Source organism: Alienimonas californiensis (assembly GCF_007743815.1).
Lineage (GTDB): Bacteria > Planctomycetota > Planctomycetia > Planctomycetales > Planctomycetaceae > Alienimonas > Alienimonas californiensis.
This window is the reverse complement of sequence record NZ_CP036265.1, coordinates 5237645-5256303: the sequence shown is the minus strand read 5'-3', so window position 1 is coordinate 5256303 and position 18659 is coordinate 5237645. Positions and strand designations below refer to the sequence as shown.

The following is an 18659-nucleotide window of genomic DNA, read 5'->3' as shown; positions in this document are numbered from 1 at the left end:
GGCGGATGCGCCGAAACGTCCGGTCGCACCCGCCGCGCCTCGGGAACTTCGCCAGTCCTTCTACAGTCCGAGGTCGCGGAGCTTCTGCCGCGCGCGAGAAAGTGCGGGACCGATGGAGTTCTCCGGAACGTTCATCCCGGCGGCGATCTCCCGGTAACTTTCGCCCTGCAGGTGGTAACGGCGGACAATCTCCGCGTCGCGGTCCGGCAGGGCGGCGAGCAGGCGTTCGACCTGCTCCTTGTCGGCGATGCGGCCGTCGGCCGGGGGGTGGGCCGCTTTGGGAGAGGACTTCAGCCCCGGCGGGGCGTGGCCTTCGACGTGTCCCATCGCGGCGGCGGCCCGGCGTTCGGACAACTCCCGCACCGCGGTGCGGCGGGCGACGACCGTCAGGTAGCTCGCCAGACTGCTGCGACCCTCGAACCGCCGCAGGGCGGCGCAGTCGTCGGAGAGCAGTTCCAGCATCACGTCGGCGACGACGTCCTCCTCCACGTCCTTGGACAGCGGCACGCTGCGGGCCGCGGCGGTGTGCCGCACCACGTGCACCAACAGGCCGCCGAACCGGCTGACGAACTCTTCCCACGCCCCGGGCGTCTGCCGCAAACAGCGGGTCAAAAGGCCGCGGTCGACGTCGGTGAGGGCCATCGGCGGGGTGGGTCTGCTGCGGAACGCCGCCCGAACTCGGCGGCGCCGCTTTGAAATACGAGGTGAAGCGGCCCGATCGGCGGGGCCGGTCCGTGCCCGCCGCCGGAGTCTACGACCGCCGCGCCGGGCCGGACAACGGATCGCGGTCCCGGGCGCGCGGACGCTGTGAAATCTGTGCGGGTTGAAGGGGCCGCGCCTGCCGACTAGAACAGCGTCCCCGTTTTGATCCGCTGTCGAGACCGCTTGTCGGTTCCCCTCTTCCATTATGACGCACGTCGTCGCCGAGCCCTGCTTCAACTGCAAATACACCGACTGCGTGGTCGTGTGCCCGGTGGAATGCTTTTACGAGGGGGAAAGCATGCTCTACATCCACCCGGACGAGTGCATTGACTGCGAGGCCTGCGTGCCGGAGTGCCCGGTCGAGGCGATCTTCCACGAGGACAACCTCCCCGAGGAGTGGAACGAGTTCACGCAGTTGAACGCGGACATGTCCCCGCAGTGCCCCGTCATCACGGAGCAGAAGCCCCCCATGGGCGGCGACGACGCCGCCTGCCAGCAGGCCTAGCCGATTTCGGCGTGAGGGATCGGATTGGGAGGGACGCGGCGATTCTGCCGATAGGATGGAGGATCGCCTCCTTCTGAGCTCGCCCCGTGCCGCGTCCCCCCGGTTCGCTCCGCCCCGGCGTCGTCCCCGCCGCCGTCACGGCGGCGGCGGCCCTGCTGATCGCTCTGGGAACCGCGGCCGTCCGCGGCGCCGATCCGGCGGACCGCGGAACGGGCGCCGTCCCCCCGGCGCCGGGCGCCGCCCCGCACGGCCGGCCCGCCGGTTTGCCGCGACCCTCGGACGGCTCCGTCGCGGCGTTCGAGGCGGTTCTGTTCCCCTTCCTGAACGACCGCACCTACGTCGAACTGGGCTGGGAGCAGGACGGGATCGTCCGCGACACCGGGCCGTACCTGAACGGCAAGTACTACGGCACGCACCCGGCGGTGCGCGTCTGGTACAGCCCGGAGGTGATCGAATGGCTGAAGGCCGGCCGCCTCGGCGCGCTGCCGGACGGGGCGATTGTCATCAAAGAGCAGTACGACGCTCCCGCCGCCCGCCACGCCGGCAAGAGCGAGGAGGAACTGCGGGCCAGCCTGCAAAGCTGGACGGTGATGGTGAAGGACTCCAAAGGCTCCCGCGACGGCTGGTTCTGGAGCAACCCCGCCCCGGACACGGAGCCGGCGGACAACCACGCCACCAACGAGCATCCCGTCAGCGGCTTCGGCCACTACTGCACGCGGTGCCACGGGGCGACGAAGAGCCCCGGCGTCGAGGACCCGGCCGCCCGGGACAACGAGTTCTTGTTCGCCTCCCTGCGGAACATTGAGGGCTTCCCCGGCGAGCCGCTGCTGTTCCGCGTGGACGACAGTTGGCGGGAAGAGGCGACCGCGGAGGCCGAACCGACCGTCACCGCCAACGACGCCCTGCTGGCGGCGCTGGGCACCTGGATCGCCGCGGGGAAGGCGGACGCCGAGGAGGAAGGCGACGCCGCCGATGGCCACGGCTCCCACCCCGGCTGCACCCGGCCGGGGGTCTGCGACCGACCGGAGCGTTCCGTCGACGCGGCGTTCCTCGCCCGGTTCGGTTCGCTGCCGAACGCGGAGTTGTGCGACTGCGATCACCTCCCGGGCGTGACCCACGACTGGGCCCCGGTGGCCCCCGCAGAGGGCGACGGGCCGGCCCGGAACTGGGCGACGTCGAATCAGTGCATGGGCTGTCACGCGGGTCTGACGGCGCCGTTCGGTCCGGCGATGTTCCTCCCGCTGGGGAAGAAAGATGACCCGGACCGGGCGGAGTACGGCGCCGACGGTCTGCACCAGTCGCCCTACGGCGAGTGGCGCTGGACGCCGATGGGCCTGGCCGGCCGCGACCCGTTCTTCCTCGCCCAACTGGAGACCGAACTGGCGATCGTCCGCCGGGAGTTCCCGGCGGAGCAGGCCAAGGCCCTCGCCCGAGACCTGCAGGACGCCTGCCTGCGTTGCCACGGGGCGATGGGCCGACACGCCTATCACGACGACGGCGGCCCCGACGCGCGCTTCACCCTGGCGAACCACGCCGCCACCGCCGCGGCGGACGCCCACATCGGCCTCGGCGACGACCGCTACGGGGCCCTCGCCCGGGACGGGGTGAGCTGCCTGGTCTGTCACCGGATGGTCCCGCGGGAACAGCCGGCCGGGGACAAGCGCAGCGACCTGCGGCACTACCTCGACGAGAACACCACCGGCAACGCGGTCTTCGGCCCGCCGGGCGAGATCGCCGCCCCGGACAAGGAGGATTCCCTCCGCCCCTACGTGATGCACCACGCCACCGGAATGAGGCCGAGGACCAGCGAGTACCTCACCGACAGCCGGATGTGCGGCACCTGCCATGTGGTCAGCCTGCCGAACGTCGACCTGCCGCTGGACGTCCACGCTGGGCGCGGGGGCCACGCCCACGACGCCCACGACCACGACGGCGCCCTCGCCGCGGCCGACAGCACGCCGAGCTTCCGCGACTTCCACCATCACGTGGAGCAGGCGACCTACCTCGAATGGCTCAACAGCGACTTCCAGACGGAGTTTGTCGGCCCGGACGGCTCGAAGAACCCGCACGGGCAGTCCTGCCAGGAGTGCCACATGAGCGACACGACCGACGGCACGCCGGACGGCCCGAAGACCCGTTCCCGCATCGCCGTGGTGCAGGACGCCACCTATCCGGACGCCGAGAACCTCGCCCCGCACGTGGACCTGACGATCCCCGTCCGCGAGGGCTACCGCCGGCACGACTTCTCCGGGCTGAATGTCTTTCTGCTTGAACTGACCCGGCAGCACGACGATGTGCTTGGGGTTCGCAAGACCGACTTCATGACCGGCGGGACCAACGACCTGCCGAACGCGATCGCCGGGATGGTGCAGACCGCCGCGTCCAAGACGGCCCGCATCGCGGTCACCGCGACGCCGCGGCACGGGGCGGTGACGGCCGACGTACGCGTCGAAAACCTCGCCGGGCACCGCTTCCCGACGGGGGTGGGTTTCCGGCGGGCGTTCCTGGAGGTGTCGCTGCTGAACGAGGACGGGAAGACGGTCTGGATCAGCGGGGCCACGGACGCGACCGGTACCCTCGTCGACGCCGCCGGGGAGCCGCTGCCGACGGAGTTCTTCGTCGAAGACGCCGACGGGGTCGAGCAGTACCAGCCGCACCACGCGGTCGTCACCGATCCGTCGCAGGTGCAGATCTACGAAACGCTGTTGAAGAACGACGCCGGGCGGTTCACGACCAGCTTCGTGCACGGCTGCGAAACGGTGAAGGACAATCGCCTGTTGCCCCGCGGGTGGACGCACGACGGCCCCTCGCCGGACCTCGACGGGGCCTACCTCGTCGCCACCCGGCCAGGCCCGCTGGCCGCCCAAGACGCCGACTTCGCCGCCGGCGACGGGGCCGACGTGACCCGCTACGAAATGACCGTGCCGGAGGGCGTCGACCCGTCCACCTGCACCGTGCGGGCGCGGCTGTTCTATCAGGCGACCCCGCCGTATTTCCTGCGAAACCTGTTCACCGTGATGAACGGCCCGGCCGACGCCGAACCCGGCCCCGCGGCCCGTCGATTGTACGCCCTCTGCGCGAACCTGAAGACCGAGGGCACCCCGATCGCCAACTGGAAGCTGCCCATCGTCGCCGCGGAGGCGAAGGTGCGGTGAAAACGTAACGCCGAGGCCCCGCGGGGCCTCGGCGTTACGGGGCCGCGTTGAGCCGCATTTTCACGACGAGCCCCTCCCGCCGCCGGGTGCCCCACAGCACGCCGGGTTCGACGGGGTCCGCTGCGATGCCCTGTCCGGCGATCGGGGCGGGGTGGATCGCTTCGAGGACCATCTCGCTGCCGGCCGGGGGGAAGCCGACGCGGTACAGTTCCGGCCGATCGTGGCCGGACAGCCAGAGCGAACGCGAACCGGCGTTCGTGGCGCCGCTGACCGAGTGGGGCCGCACCCGCCCGACGACGGGCTCCGGCAGCAGGTAGCCCTCCCGCCGTTCGCCCAGCTCCCGCACGATCTCCGTCCGGGCGGAGCCGGTTCCGTAGCCCGGGATCTTCGGCAGTTCGTAATGGGCGAAGACCAGCGTCTGCGGGAGGCCCAGCCGCCGGGGGAGGGGGTACGGCCGTCCCGGCAGCACGGCGGTGAGCGAACCGTCCGTCCGGCCGAGGCTTTCCGAGTCAAGGTGTTCCAGCGTCGCGGCGTCGAAGGTCTCGATCGAGCCCGTCATCGGCGTGAACGGGAAGTTGCTGTGCGAGACGACGAGCCGGCCGTCCTGCACCACGCCGCCGTTCATGTGGATCAGCGGGAGTTCGTCGCTCGCCTCGATCGTCGCCAGCCGTTCGCCGGTGCGTTTGTCGTACCTGGCGATCACGCGGTTGCCGATCGCGTAGAAGCAGTCCGCATCCACGGCGACCGCCTGGTGGGCCTCCGGGGCCTTGAACGTAGCGACCTCCTCGAACGCCGCGCCGACCGGCAGCGGGGGGGCGAGCAGGGCGAAGGCGAGGACGTGCAGCATCGCCTCAGCGTGGGGACGGGCCGTGAACGACTCAACCGAAGGCGGCGGCCTTCCTCAAATCATCATCGCTTCGTCGCCGCCATCTGGACGGCGGCCGGCGGAGTCGCGGAAGCGTTCGCCATCCGGGTTCACGGCGTTCGTCAGCCAGGGGTCGCCGCGGTCGGCGTAGCCGAGGCGTTCCCAGTAGCCGGGTTCGTCGCGGTCGCTCAGGCGCAGGGAAACGAGCCACTTGGCGCTCTTCCAGGCGTAGAGGTGCGGCACGATCAGCCGCACCGGCGCCCCGTGGTCCGCCGGCAGGGGGATGCCGTCGGCCGTGTCGCACAGCAGGGCGTGCGGCGAGAAAAAGTCCGCCAGCGGCAGGTTCGTCGTCCAGTTCTTCCCCGAACCGACCGCGTCGGCCCCGCCGGCGATCACATACCCGGCCGCGGACGTCGGATCATCGGGGACGGGCCAGCCGGCGAGGGCAGCGATGGTCCGCGTGCTCACCCCGGCCCAGGTGGTCCCCAGCCGGCTCCAGCGGGTGACGCAGTGGAAGTCTGCGAAGACCTCCACGCGGGGCAGGGCGGCGTAGGCGGCCCAGTCGAGCGTCAGCGGCTCGCCCTGTTCCTTTCGGACCGCCGGTCGGGAGACGGTCAGCGACCACGTTTCTTTCGTCACCGCCGGCACGTCGGCGGCGTGCAGCACGGGCCACTTCCTGGTTCGCGTCTGCCCGGGCGGGAGGCGGTCGGCGGTGCGGCGGACGTCCGGGGCGACCGCCGCGGCCGGCGGGGCGTCGTCCGCCGTGGGGGCCGGGCCGGGCTGGTAGAGCGGGTCGTCGGCGGGGCGGTACAGGGCGGGCGGGCCGCGAGAGCGAATGAAGAAGAGAACGAACCGTGAACCGGCGGACGCAGGTTCACGTTGACCCCCCCGCCGACCGCCAATAAGGTTGGACGGTTTCGGAACTTGCGTCAAATCCGGCACGGCCCGCCCGGTTCCCCGAATCGGAACTCCGCGGACTGTCTGTCGGAACAACCCCCAACCGGCCCCGAGGGCCGACGACCGGCCCCCCACGATGGAACAACTCGACCGCATCGGCGACGTGTTCGAAGCTGCCACCGGCGGCATCACCAACGCGATCACCAAACTCTTCGGCTCCAGCAACGAGCGCCGCGTGCGGCAGCTCGGCTTCGTTCGCGGCAAGGACGGCTCCACCACCGTCGTGCCCGGCTCCACGCTCGACCGGATCAACAAGCTCGAACCGGAGCTGGAGAAGCTCTCCGACGAGCAACTGAAGAACACCGCCGCGGACTTCCGCGCCCGGCTGAAGAAGGGCGAAACCCTCGACGACCTGCTGCCCGAGGCCTTCGCCCGGGTGCGGGAGGCGTCCAAGCGCGTCGCGAAGATGCGGCACTACGACGTGCAGATGATCGGCGGCGCCATCCTGCACCAGGGGATGATCGCTGAGATGACCACCGGCGAGGGCAAAACCCTCGTCTCCTCCGGCCCGGCGTTTCTCAACGCGTTGGCCGGGCACGTGCACGTCATCACCGTCAACGATTACCTCGCCAAGCGCGACATGGAGTGGATCGGCCCGATCCACACTGCCCTGGGCCTCACCGTGGGGGCGATCCAGTCCGGCATGCAACCGCCGGAGCGTCAAGTTCAATACGCCTGCGACATCACCTACGGGACCAGCAACGAGTTCGGCTTCGACTACCTGCGGGACAACATGAAGCCCCGCCTGGACCTCCAGGTGCAGGGCCCGCTGGACTACGCGATCGTCGACGAGATCGACAACATCCTGATCGACGAGGCCCGCACCCCGCTGATTATCAGCGGCCCGGCCCACGACGACGTCTCCCGCTACCCGGTCGCCGACCGCATTGCCCGCCAGCTCAAGGCCGGGCAGGACTTCGAGATCAAAGAGAAGGAACGCACCTGCCACCTCACCGAGTCCGGCGTCCGCCGGGCCGAGGAAATGGCCGGCGTCGAGTCGTTCTACACGGCCGGCAACATGGAGTGGCCGCACTTCATCGACAACGCCCTCAAGGCCCACCACCTGTATAAACGTGACGACCAGTACATGGTCCGCAACGGGCAGGTGATCATCGTCGACGAAAACACCGGCCGCCCGATGGAGGGCCGCCAGTGGTCCGACGGCCTGCACCAGGCGGTCGAGGCGAAGGAGGGGGTCAAGATCAAGCCGGAGACGCAGACCTACGCCACGGTCACGCTTCAGAACTTCTTCAAGCTGTACGGCAAGCTGTCCGGGATGACCGGTACGGCGATGACCGAAGCGGACGAATTTCTCAAGATTTATAAATTGGACGTCGTCGCCGTCCCGACGAACCGGCCGCTCCAGCGCGAGAACCACCCGGACCTCGTCTGCCGGACCGAAAAGGAGAAGTGGGACGCCGTCGCCGACGAGGTGCTCGAGGAGCACCAGAAGGGCCGCCCCGTGCTCATCGGCACCACGTCGATCGAGGCCAGCGAGAAGGTCTCCAACAAGCTGAACAAGCGGGGCGTGAAGCACAACGTGCTCAACGCCAAGCAGATCGAACGCGAGAGCGAATTGATCGCCCAGGCCGGCCGCAAGGGCGCGGTCACGATCGCCACCAACATGGCCGGCCGCGGCACCGACATCATCCTCGGCGGCAACCCGGACTACGCCGCCTGGGAGGAACTCCGCCGCACGCACGAAAGCCGCCTGGACGTCCCCAAGGGCGACTGGGATCGCCTCACCGCGGAGATCTCCGAGCGGGAGGGCATGAAACGGGAGGCCAACGAGATCCGCGCCGCCGGCGGCCTGCACGTCATCGGCACCGAACGGCACGACAGCCGCCGGATCGACAACCAGCTCCGCGGCCGGGCCGGACGCCAGGGCGACCCGGGCTCCTCGCGGTTCTACGTCTCCCTCGAAGACCGCCTGATGCGCGTCTTCGCCGGCGAGTTCGTCCAGCGGGCGCTGGATATGGCCGGGATGAAGGAGGGCGAATTCATCGAGTCCAAGATGGTCTCCCGCCGCATCGAGGGCGCCCAGAAGAAGGTCGAAGAACGCCACTTCGACCAGCGGAAGAACCTCCTCGAATACGACGAGGTGATGGACGACCAGCGGAAGCAGGTCTACCGCTTCCGGCAGGACATCCTCGAGGGGGCGAACTGCCGGGACATCATCCACGAGATGATTCGCCGGCAGGTCGAACGCCGCGTCGAGCACTTTTATGACAAGCTCTACCCCTGGCGGACGGTCGCGGAGATCGCCCACAACGCCTTCGGGCTGGACGTCGACCCGGACCGCATCGAGGGCTCCACCCTCGAGCAGCTGATGGTCATCCTCCGGGACGAAGCCCTGGAGCAGGCCGACGGCTCCATCGCGGAGAACGTCGCGGAGAACCTCTCCGTCGAGGTGGACGACGAGGGTCGCTCCACCGAGTCCTACAACTGGCTGGCCCTCTCCCGTTGGGCGAACGGCCGGTTCGGGCTCAATACGAACGACCGCGAGCTGAAGAAGATCGGCCCCGACGAGGTGGAGGACTACCTCCGCGAGCGGGCCCACCAGGCGATCGACCGCAGCGAACTGGGGCAGGACGTCGCCGACAGCCTCGCCCAGGACAAGAAGATGCGGAACGTCGTCCAGCGGGACGACCGCGGGATGCCCGTCCCGCCGCAGCGGACCGTCGCCGGGGTGCTGGAAGAAGTGCTGCGGGAGGACTACCCGCGGATCAGCCTCGCCCACTTCCTCGGCCAGCAGTTCGCCCTGCGGGTCGATCCGGCGGACTTCGCCGAGCTGGACAATCCGGCTGAGGTCAAGGTCGAGGTGATGAAGCGCCTCGACCGGATGTACAAGGACAAGGAGGTGATGTTCCCCGTCACCGTCGGCCTGACCCGCTTCCTGCAGGACGGCAGCAGCGGCGGCGACCGACTGGGGCTGGCCCGCTGGGCGAGCGGCCGGTTCGAGAAGCCGCTGGACCCCGCCGCGGTGGAGAACACCCCCAAGAACGAGTTGGTCGGCCTGCTGGCGGACGCCTCCCGCGGGTATTTCGTCAACGGCGAGGTCGCGGAGAAGGTGGACGACACCCTCGACCGCGTCTACGGCGGCCGCGGCGTCGATCCGATGCCCCGTCTCGACAGCCCGGACCGCACCCGGAAAGCGGAGCGGCCCGAGGACCTCAAACCGCTGATCGACTGGGCGAACAAGGAGTTCGAAGCCGGTCTCGAAGCCACGCAGATCGCCACGCTGCCCAAGGCCCGCGCCCGGCAGGTGCTCCTCAAACCCTACGAGGAACGCTACCGCCCGGAATTGGCCCACGCCGAACGCCTGCTGATCCTCGAGGTGCTGGACGGCGCCTGGAAGGATCACCTCTATCACATGGACCAGGTTCGCAGCGGCATCGGCCTGTCGAGCTACGCCCAGAAGGACCCCAAGACGGAGTACAAGCGCGAAGGCCGCAAGGCGTTCAACGACATGTGGGACCGCGTCGGCGAGCAGGTCACCCGGGCGATCTTCCGCCTGGAACGCGACAGCCAGCAGTTCGTCGGCGGCCTCTGGCGCCTGACCGAGGCCCGGGCCGTGCACGCCGCCCCCGCCGCGGACACCGCCCCGTCCCCGGATCACTCCGCCGGCGACGCCCCCTCCGGCCGCGGCGCCGAACCGGACCTCTCCACCAACCGCGGCGGCGAGGGCGAAGTCGCCGTTGCCCCGATCCACAACACCGGCCCGGACGTCGGCCGCAACGACCCGTGCCCCTGCGGCAGCGGCAAGAAGTACAAGAAGTGCCACGGCGCCGACGCCTGACCGCCGACGATTACGCTTGCCCGGCAAGGGAATGCCGCACCTGTTCAACGCCGCCTACCTGCTCACGCTGGTCCTCGCGACGCCCCTCCTGGCGTGGCGTCGACTGGTGCAGGGCAAGGACCGCAGCGGCTGGAAGCAGAAGCTGACCGGCCGCGTCGAGCCGCGGACGGAGCAGGGGCCCTGCGTCTGGTGGCACGCCGTCAGCGTGGGCGAGGTCCTCCAACTGCCGAACCTGATCGCCGCCGTGCGGGAGCGGCGGCCGGACGCGGCGCACGTCGTCACCGTCTCCACCGGCACCGGCCTGGACGTGGCCCGCCGCAAGCTGCCGGACGTCGATGTGCATCAGGCTCCGCTGGATTTCAGTTGGGCGATCGACGCCTTCCTCGCCCGGACCCGGCCCTCCGTGCTGGCACTGGTCGAGTTGGAACTCTGGCCGAACCTCGTCCGCCGCTGCGAGGCCGCCGGCGTGCCGGTCGCCGTGGTGAACGGCCGCCTGAGCGCCAACAGCTTTCGCGGCTACCGCCGCATCCGCCCGCTGATCCGCGGCACCTTCGCCCGGCTGGGCTGGGTGGGAACGCAGACGGAGGAGTACGCCGACCGCTTCGTCGCCCTCGGTACTGATCCCGCGCGGGTCGCCGTCACCGGCAGCGTGAAGTTCGACGGCCTGCACGTCGATCCGGCCAACCCCGCTACACAGGCACTACGCGAGGCCTTCGGACTCCACCCCGCCGAACAGGTCTTGCTCGCCGGCAGCACCGGCGACCCGGAGGAGGCGATCGTGCTGGACGCGTACCAACAGATCCGCCTCACGGTCCCCGACTGCCGCCTGCTGATCGCCCCCCGTCACGCGGAGCGGTTCGACGCGGTGGCGGCGCTGGTGGCGGGGCGGGACGTCGCCGTCCGCCGCCTCAGCCGGATTCGGAGTGAGGGGGGAGGAGGGAGGAGGGAGGGGAAGACGTCCGCCGACTCGCCAATCTCTCCTCCCTCATCACCCCTCCCGCCTCACCCCGTCCTACTGCTCGACACCCTCGGCGACCTCTCCGCCGCGTGGGGCTTGGCGACGGTCGCGTTCGTCGGCGGGAGCCTGAACGACCGCGGCGGCCAGAACATGCTCGAACCCGCGGCGTACGGGGCCGCGGTGACCCTCGGGCCGAACACCCGCAATTTCGCCGACGTGGTCGCCAAGCTAACCGCCGCCGACGCGGTGGTGGAGGTGACGGACGCCGAATCGCTCGCCGCCGCGGCGCTGCGGTTCCTTGAAGACCCGGCGGAGCGGTCCGCGATCGGCGCCCGGGCGCAGCGGGTCATTCGGGAGAACGCCGGTGCGACGGCCGGTACCGCGGACGCCCTCGTCGCCCTGCTGCCGGTTGGCGGCGTCGCAGCGGATACGCCGCTGGCGCGGGCTGCGTGAGCGGCGCGGGTGGCCGGTTTGCCCGGTCGGCCGGCGGACCGCTAGACTCTCGGCCGCCGGCGAACCGGCTCAGGCCTCACTTCACTGATTCCCCGACGCGCCCGCCGCGTTTAATCTCGAACAGTTTCGCGCCTCGCGTGCGCGCCGATCGGAGTCCCCATGGCGAACTTCCTCTTCACCAGCGAATCGGTGAGCATGGGGCACCCGGATAAGGTGTCCGATCAGATCTCCGACGCCGTGCTGGACGCCCTGCTGTCCGCCACGCCCGAAGCGCAGCGGGCCGAGGTGCGGTGCGCCTGCGAAACCCTCTGCACGACGAACCGCGTCGTGCTCGGCGGGGAACTGCGGCTGCCGGACGGCGTCGCCTTTCCGGATCTGGAGCCGGTCGTCCGCGGCGTCGTGCGGGACATCGGCTACCTGGACGAGGACGTGAAGTTCCACGCCGACACCCTCTCGTTCGACAGCTACCTGCACGAGCAGAGCGCCGACATCGCGATGGGCGTGGACGCCAAGGACGCGAAGGACGTCGGCGCCGGCGACCAGGGGCTGATGTTCGGCTACGCCTGCCAGGAGACGCCGGAACTGATGCCGCTGCCGATCAGCCTCGCCCACAAGGTGCTGGCCCGGCTGAACCAGGCCCGCTTCAGCGGCGAGGTCGACTGGCTGCGGCCGGACAGCAAGTCGCAGGTCACGGTCCGTTACGAGGACGACCGCCCCGTCGCCGTGGACGCCGTCGTCGTCTCCACCCAGCACACCAAAAACGTCAGCCAGGCGGACATCAAGTCCTTCGTGCGGGACGTGGTCGTAAAGGACGCCATCCCCGCCGAGATGCTGGACGGGAACGTCACCTATCACATCAACCCGACCGGGCACTTCGTGATCGGCGGTCCGGACGGCGACTGCGGTCTGACCGGACGGAAGATCATCGTGGACACCTACGGCGGCTGGGGCCGGCACGGCGGCGGGGCGTTCAGCGGCAAGGACGCCACCAAGGTGGACCGCAGCGCCGCCTACATGGCCCGGCACGTCGCCAAGAACGTCGTCGCCGCCGGCCTCGCCGAGTACTGCGAAGTGCAGCTCGCCTACGCCATCGGCGTGAGCGATCCGGTCAGCGTGCGGTGCGAGACCTTCGGGACCAGCGAACTGCCGGAGGAGAAGCTGACCGCCGCCATCCGCGAAATCTTCCCGCTGACCCCGCGGGCGATCATCGAGCACCTCGATCTGCGGCGGCCGGTGTTCCGCGACACCGCGCACGGCGGGCACTTCGGCCGCACCGGCGACGCCTTCACCTGGGAGCAGACCGAGCACGCCGCCGCCCTGAAGAAGCTGGCTCACTCCTGACGCCGCCCCGGGGCGGCCACCGGACCGGCCGGGCGAAACCCGCGTTGACCCGGCGGCCCGCCCCGATCGATGGTCGGGGGGATGTTCGCCGCCTCGCCCCGCTGTCGCCCGTGGATCGGCCCGGCGCTCGCGGCGGCGTGGGGGCTGGCGGCGGTCGTGCCGCTCGTCGGGCTGGCACTCGGTTTGGCGACCGGGCCGTGGCCGGTGCGGGCGACGCTCGCGGCCGGCCTCGCCGCGGCAGCCGCCGTGTGGGGTTGGCGGAACGCGCCGCCGCTTTGGCGCGGCTGGGTCGCCGCGGCGCCGCTCGCCGGTTGGACGATCGGCGCCTTCGGCTGGAACGGGGCGACGCTCATGGCGCTCGCCGCCTGGATCGCCCTGCGGGTCTCCGGCCCCGGCGTTCGGCCCCCTGGCAGCCCGAGACGCGAGCCGAGGCCGGGTGGGTCCGCGATGCTGCACAACCTCGGCGTGCGCCTCGGGCTGCCGGGCCTTGGCGCCGCAGGTACGCAGGCCTCGACCCGCGACGTCGCCAGCAGGGCGGACGAGGCGCCGCCGGAGCTTCTGCTCCGGGCTCACGACGACCTGCGGGCCTTCGCTCCGATCGTTCAACACGACCCGGAGCTTGAGGAGCCGGGGTTCGAGGAGGATCTCGAGGAAGACGAACTCGAGGGGCCGGAGCCGGATCAGTGGCTCTCTCGCACCGCGGACGTGGTAGAGGGGGAGTTGCTGGTGCACTGCGAGGGCGGCGTCGGCAGCGCCCATGTGTTGTTCTGGCCGGCGTTGCCGGGGGTGCCGCGGGTTCGCTGCCATCCAGCGGACGGCCTCGGAAGAGTGCGGGCGAGCCGGGTTCTGCCGCAGGGCGTGCGATTCGAGGTCGTCCGCCCGGACGGCGAGTGCGGCCCCGTACGGGTCTGCTACGAAGCCGCCGTCTGAGTCGATGTCTGAGCCGCCGTCGGCGGGCCGGGCAGGTGCAGTTCGAGGGCGGCGGCCTCCACCAGCGTGCCCACAGATAGAGTCAGGTCCAACCGACAGCGTGAGCCCGCGGCGCCCAGCAGCGGGGTGATCTCCGCTTCGGCGCCGCCGTCCGGCGGGCCGGCGAGGGGGGCGTCATTCACCGTCGCCGAGGGCAGGGGCGGCGTCGCGTCCACTGTCAGCCGCACCGTCGTGCCGTCGTCCAGCCCGGTCGGGGTGTTGAAAAGGCGACGCAGCACGCCCGGGGCCTCCGCACGAAACGGCAGGCGGGCGGGGGCGGGGGGGGCGCCCGCTTCGAGCCATTCCCACGGCCCCCGCAGGCGGATGCGGTGCGGCTTGTGCCGGTCGGCGGCCGGGACGGGGGAGGAAGGAGCGGGCACGACGCGGGCCGGCATGGCTGGCGGAAAGGGGCGCCAGTATACTGCTCGCCCGCTGATATGAATCCGGCTCCGCCCGAGTTCCGCTCCGCCCGCCCGCCGGCCGTCCCGTTGAGCCACCTCGATACGCTCCCCGACGCCGTCGCCTCGGACGGGCACGCGTTCCGCTCGCCCGCCAGCGCCTCGCCCCTGGGCGACGGCCGAATTTCGGAGGTTCCGATCGAGGATCTCGACCCGCGCCCCCGCAAGACCCCGAAGTACTTCCGCGGCTCCCGTCGCACCCAGCGGCTGACGGGGGTGCGGATCGTCGGCACCGGCGCGCATGTGCCGCACCGGATCGTGACGAACGAGGAACTGGAGGTCCGCCACGGCTTCGAGCCCGGTTGGATCGAACGCCGCACCGGCATTCTGGAACGTCGTTACGCCCCGGAGGATCAGGCCACCAGCGACCTGTGCCTCCCCGCCGCCCGGGACGCCCTGCACGCCGCGGGGCTGCGGGCCGCCGATATTGATCTGCTGGTCGTCGGCACCTTCACGCCGGATCAGGCCTGCCCGAGCACCGCGAACCTCGTCCAGCACCGGCTGGGCCTCGACGCCCCCGCCTTCGACGTGCAGGCGGCGTGCAGCGGGTTCATGTACGCCCTGGTCACCGCGGCCCAGTACGTCGCCAACGGCAACGCCAAGCACGCTCTGGTGATCGGCGCCGACCTGAACAGCCGGATCGTCAACCCAACCGAGATGACCGTCGCCCCGCTGTTCGGCGACGGCGCCGGGGCGGTCGTACTGAGCGCCGGCGGGCCGGATCAGGGGTTGGTTCGCTACCAACTCGGCAGCGACGGCGGCGGCGGGCCGCTGCTGGAGATCCCCCACGGCGGCACCCGCCACCCACTCACCCCCGAGGCCGTGGCCGAGGGCCGGCACTACCTCTCCATGGACGGCCGCACCGTCTTCAAATGGGCGGTGGAGGCGATCGAGCACAGCATCGGCTACGTGCTGGAGACCGAGGGCCTGCACCCCTCCGAGGTCGCCGGCTATTTCCTGCACCAGGCGAACATCCGCATCCTCGACCACGCGGCCGGCTGTCTGGGACTCGATCCGCAACGGGTCTGGAACAACCTCTCCCGGTACGGGAACACCTCGGCGGCGTCGATCCCGCTCTGCCTGGACGAAGCGGTCCGCAAGGGCCGGGTCGAACCGGGCGACGCCCTGCTGCTCTGCGGATTCGGCGCCGGCCTGACGTGGGGCACCGGGGTGTTGCGCTGGTAGGGCGGCCTGTGGTCGAAATCTCAAGGACCAAGAATTCAAGAACCAAAGCAGGTGGGCCGCTCGTCCCCTCGGTTCTTGAGTTCTTGGTCCTTGATGCTTCTACAAGATTTCTACACCGTCGGCCGGTGCGGGCGTTCGATCACCGGCATGCTGCTGGCTGAGACGCCGAAGCGGGGGACCGTCCCGTCGTCGGGGGGAAGGGCCCGGTCGGGCTGCCAGAGTTCGTCCGTTTCGACGCCGTCGTCGGCGTAGCGGAGCAGGAAGTAACTTACCGTGACCAGCGTCCAGAACAGCCCGGCCGCGTAGGCGGCGGGCAGGGCGACCCACAGGGTCAGCCAGAACCGACCCGCGACGGCGGCGTCCGCGGTTCCCGCCGCCCCCGGCGTCACGCCGAGCGACCGCAGATCCTCGGGCCCCATCCCCACGCCGGCGAATCCCGCGGCGAGCAGCGCCGCCGCCGTGGTCGCCAGTTGGGCCAGCAGGACGGCGACGGCCGCGATCGCCGCCCCGGCGACGACGTGCACGACCAGCCGCAGCGGACGGCCGAGGACGTAGCTGAACGCGCGACTGAAGGCGTCGAAGGCGTCGGAGTTCTCCACGGCGAGCGCCGCGATCATCAGCGGCCAGCCGATGGCCAGCAGCACGATCAGCACGAACGCCGCCAGCCCCGCCAGCAGCGCCGCCCCCCACAGCACGGCGACCAGCCACGGTCCGACCGCCGGCAGATCGCCCGCCCAACCCAGCACGATTAGCCCCAGAGCCAGCACGCCCAACCCGACGGCCGGCAATAGCGGACTGCCCAGCGAACTGATCCACCGTCCCCCCGCCATCCGCAGCGCCGCAACCGGCGAACCGCTCGCCCCGACCGCGAACCGCACCGCGGCCGCCCGGCAGATCGCGGTACCGAAGAAACCCCAAACCAGCAACGCCCAGCCCAGCCGCAGGGCGCCGCGCAGCGTTTGCGGCCAGTCAGTCAGGCTCAGCAGATCGTTTAGGCCCGCCGCCGGAAGGTGCAGCGGCGCCAGCAGCGATCGCACCGCGGGGCGCTCCTCCAGATCGCCCGGCAGCGGCGGACCGAAGTACGCCGCGGGCGCCGGATCCCAGGGGAAGGCCGTCACGGTTTCGGGCCGCGCGTCGCCGATCAGTTCGTGGATCGCGAAGTCGCCCGCGGCGGCCGCGACGAGTCCGGCGAAGGCCAGTGCCACGATGACCGGCGACAGGGCGATCCGCGGGGCCTCCAGCAGGCGCACCTCCGGCAGCCACCACGCCCAATCGACGGGACGATTCGACGGCGGCGGAAAGGGCAAGCCGGGCGGGACGGGCGGGGAGAGGCCGTCCCGCTGGTTGGTGACCGGCCGCGGCTCCACCCGCGGGGGCGGCTCGGCCGCAGCGGCGGCCCCGGGGGCGGAGACCTCGGCGGGCTCGCCTTCGGGATCGGCGGGCGGGGGAAGGGGCGAATCGGCGTCGGACATCGCGGCGGGCCGGGAACGGCGGCGGAGTGTACGAACCCCCGCTAACGTGAGCGACCCGCCCGCTCCCCCCGCCTCCGCTCCCGCCCGAGTCCGCCATGAATCTGCCCGACACGCTCCCCGGATCGCTGTTGGAAGGCTTCTTCCCCGCCGGCTGGGACCTACGGACGATCGACGCCTGCGTCGGCGAGCCCGGCACGGCCCGCGACCGGCAGCCGCACTGGCACGCGGACTTCGAGCCGGTCTCCTGCGACACCGTGGAGGACTTTGACGTCCGCATGGGCCACGAGATCGCGCTCACGATCCGCCGGGCCGGCGAGGCGGGGAATCAACTGGCAATGATCCTGCCCGTCGGGCCGATGGGAATGTACCGCTGGGCGGTCTTCTTCCTGACCGAATGGGGCGTGGACTGCGGGCATGTCCACGGCTTCAACATGGACGAATGGAGCGACGCCGAGGGCGGCACGCTCCCGCCGCACGACCCCGGCGCCTTCACCAACGCGATGACGCAGGCGTTCTACGGCCCCCTGGGCAAGTCGGCCCCGCCGCAGAGCCAGCGGAACTTCGCCACCGCCGACAACCTCCCCACCTACGCCGAGAAAATCGCCGCCCTCAAAGCGGACGGGGCGGAGTTGGTGACAGTGTTCGGAATCGGCCGGGTCTGTCACATCGCCTTCTGGGAGCCGCACTTCGCCGCGGAGTACGACGGCGAAGCGGAGTGGAAGACCGCGACCCACCGCCTCGGGGCGAAGCTGCACCCGCTCACCGTGGAGCAGAACGCGATCACCTCGTTCAAATCCCGCACCACGCTGGTACCGGCCTACGCCAACACGATCGGCCCGGGGCTGTTCCTGCAGAGTGACCGGATCATCGGCGGCTGCGACGGCGTCCTCGGCCGCGGCATGCAGTGGCAGGGCCTGAGTTTCTGGATGACGCTCCGCCACGAGCCGACGCCGTGGATCCCGTCCACGTACATGCCCACGCTGCCCGGCCGGCTGTTCTACCTGGACGAACTGGAAGGGCCGCTGGAAGCGGAGTGCAACTGACGCCCCGTCCGGGCTGATCCATTCCGGCCGTCCGAGCGTTGCCGTCCCCATGCCCGAACCCGTCCGCTGTCCGGCCTGCGACGCGCCGCTGTCGGCGGATCGCGTCGACTTTCGCCGCGGGCTGACGGCTTGCGATCACTGCGGGGTCGTGTCGAAGCTGGACGCGTTCGGCTCGCCTGCCGAGCAGCGATCCGGCGACGGCCCGGACGCCGCGGCACGCAAATCCTCCGCTCCGCCGGCCGCGCCGGTCACCCGTCCGGAGGGGTGGACCGTGGAGGAATACGGCGACGCCGTGGCGATCCGGTGGCGCTGGTTTTCGCTGAAGTACGTCCCGCTGGCGTTCTTCTGCGTGGGGTGGGACGCGTTCCTGATCTTCTGGTACGCGGCGGCGTTCGGCTTCGGGCCGATGGGCGGGGGGCCGTTCCAATGGCTGATGGTGATCTTCCCGGTCGCCCACGTCGCCGTCGGCGTGGGGCTGACCTACACAGTCATTTGCGGGTTCTTCAACCGCACGAGCGTCGTCGCCGGGCATGGCCGGGTGCGGGTCCGACACGAACCGCTGCCGTGGCGGGGGTCGGCCGACCACGACGCCGACGGCTTCACCGCTCTCTTCGTTCGCCGCGGCAGCTCCTCAGCGAAGTCCAACCAGCCGCAGACGACCTACGACGTCCTCGCCCGCACGGCCGACGGCGGCCAGCGTACGCTGCTGCGAGGTTTGGAGGAGAAGAACGACGCCCGCTTCCTGGCGGAGGCGATCGGGCGGGCGCTGGACCTTCCCGCCGCCTGAGTCCTCCGCC

At 70.7% G+C, this 18659-nt stretch carries 14 protein-coding genes and 1 pseudogene; 10 read left to right on the top strand and 5 right to left on the bottom strand.

Going from position 1 to position 18659, the window contains the following annotated elements:
• Window positions 1-60: 60 nt before the first annotated feature.
• Window positions 61-642, bottom strand: a complete 582-nt coding sequence (locus CA12_RS20900; protein ID WP_145361056.1) for an RNA polymerase sigma factor — start codon at window positions 640-642, stop codon at window positions 61-63.
• A gap of 265 nt (window positions 643-907) precedes the next feature.
• Between CA12_RS20900 and CA12_RS20895 the strand changes: the two genes are divergently transcribed.
• Both CA12_RS20895 and CA12_RS22650 read left to right on the top strand, forming a co-directional pair.
• Complete coding sequence (locus tag CA12_RS20895; protein WP_145361055.1) at window positions 908-1207, top strand: ferredoxin family protein; 300 nt, start codon at window positions 908-910, stop codon at window positions 1205-1207.
• Between the two features lie 86 nt (window positions 1208-1293).
• On the top strand, window positions 1294-4362 hold the full coding sequence (locus CA12_RS22650; RefSeq protein ID WP_207622058.1) for a cytochrome P460 family protein: 3069 nt from the start codon (window positions 1294-1296) through the stop codon (window positions 4360-4362).
• 34 nt (window positions 4363-4396) lie between these two features.
• Here CA12_RS22650 and CA12_RS20885 read toward each other — a convergent pair whose 3' ends face one another.
• The gene (locus tag CA12_RS20885) at window positions 4397-5209 is read right to left on the bottom strand and encodes a cycloisomerase (protein WP_145361054.1); all 813 of its coding nucleotides are present in this window, start codon (window positions 5207-5209) and stop codon (window positions 4397-4399) included.
• A gap of 54 nt (window positions 5210-5263) precedes the next feature.
• Complete coding sequence (locus CA12_RS22645; RefSeq protein WP_207622057.1) at window positions 5264-5893, bottom strand: molybdopterin-dependent oxidoreductase; 630 nt, start codon at window positions 5891-5893, stop codon at window positions 5264-5266.
• 367 nt (window positions 5894-6260) lie between these two features.
• On the opposite strand from CA12_RS22645, the pseudogene secA reads away from it, so the two are divergent.
• The 5 genes and pseudogenes from secA to CA12_RS20860 form a co-directional block, all read left to right on the top strand.
• Window positions 6261-8507, top strand: a pseudogene (gene secA, locus CA12_RS23320) (preprotein translocase subunit SecA); the annotation flags it as partial.
• A 6-nt stretch (window positions 8508-8513) separates the two neighbouring features.
• Window positions 8514-9983 (top strand): SEC-C metal-binding domain-containing protein, encoded by a 1470-nt coding sequence (locus CA12_RS23315; RefSeq protein WP_449224223.1) that lies wholly within the window; start codon window positions 8514-8516, stop codon window positions 9981-9983.
• A gap of 31 nt (window positions 9984-10014) precedes the next feature.
• Window positions 10015-11394, top strand: a complete 1380-nt coding sequence (locus tag CA12_RS20870) for a 3-deoxy-D-manno-octulosonic acid transferase (protein WP_145361051.1) — start codon at window positions 10015-10017, stop codon at window positions 11392-11394.
• 159 nt (window positions 11395-11553) lie between these two features.
• Window positions 11554-12735 carry a methionine adenosyltransferase gene (gene metK / locus CA12_RS20865; RefSeq protein ID WP_145361050.1) on the top strand — a complete coding sequence of 394 codons (1182 nt, stop codon included), beginning with the start codon at window positions 11554-11556 and terminating at the stop codon, window positions 12733-12735.
• 81 nt (window positions 12736-12816) lie between these two features.
• Window positions 12817-13665 carry a hypothetical protein gene (locus tag CA12_RS20860; protein WP_145361049.1) on the top strand — a complete coding sequence of 283 codons (849 nt, stop codon included), beginning with the start codon at window positions 12817-12819 and terminating at the stop codon, window positions 13663-13665.
• Here CA12_RS20860 and CA12_RS20855 read toward each other — a convergent pair.
• A complete protein-coding gene (locus CA12_RS20855; protein WP_145361048.1) occupies window positions 13647-14099 on the bottom strand; it encodes a hypothetical protein in 453 nt (150 codons plus the stop codon). The genes CA12_RS20860 and CA12_RS20855 overlap by 19 nt on opposite strands.
• A gap of 42 nt (window positions 14100-14141) precedes the next feature.
• Here CA12_RS20855 and CA12_RS20850 point away from each other — a divergent pair, with 42 nt between their 5' ends.
• The gene (locus tag CA12_RS20850; protein ID WP_145361047.1) at window positions 14142-15347 is read left to right on the top strand and encodes a 3-oxoacyl-ACP synthase III family protein; all 1206 of its coding nucleotides are present in this window, start codon (window positions 14142-14144) and stop codon (window positions 15345-15347) included.
• A 110-nt stretch (window positions 15348-15457) separates the two neighbouring features.
• Here CA12_RS20850 and CA12_RS20845 read toward each other — a convergent pair whose 3' ends face one another.
• Window positions 15458-16819 (bottom strand): hypothetical protein, encoded by a 1362-nt coding sequence (locus CA12_RS20845; RefSeq protein ID WP_145361046.1) that lies wholly within the window; start codon window positions 16817-16819, stop codon window positions 15458-15460.
• Between the two features lie 95 nt (window positions 16820-16914).
• Here CA12_RS20845 and CA12_RS20840 point away from each other — a divergent pair, with 95 nt between their 5' ends.
• Together CA12_RS20840 and CA12_RS20835 are read left to right on the top strand one after the other, a co-directional pair.
• Window positions 16915-17862, top strand: coding sequence for a 6-phosphogluconolactonase (locus CA12_RS20840; RefSeq protein ID WP_145361045.1), 948 nt, complete (start codon window positions 16915-16917; stop codon window positions 17860-17862).
• 49 nt (window positions 17863-17911) lie between these two features.
• A complete protein-coding gene (locus CA12_RS20835; protein WP_145361044.1) occupies window positions 17912-18649 on the top strand; it encodes a hypothetical protein in 738 nt (245 codons plus the stop codon).
• The last annotated feature ends 10 nt before the right edge of the window (window positions 18650-18659 follow it).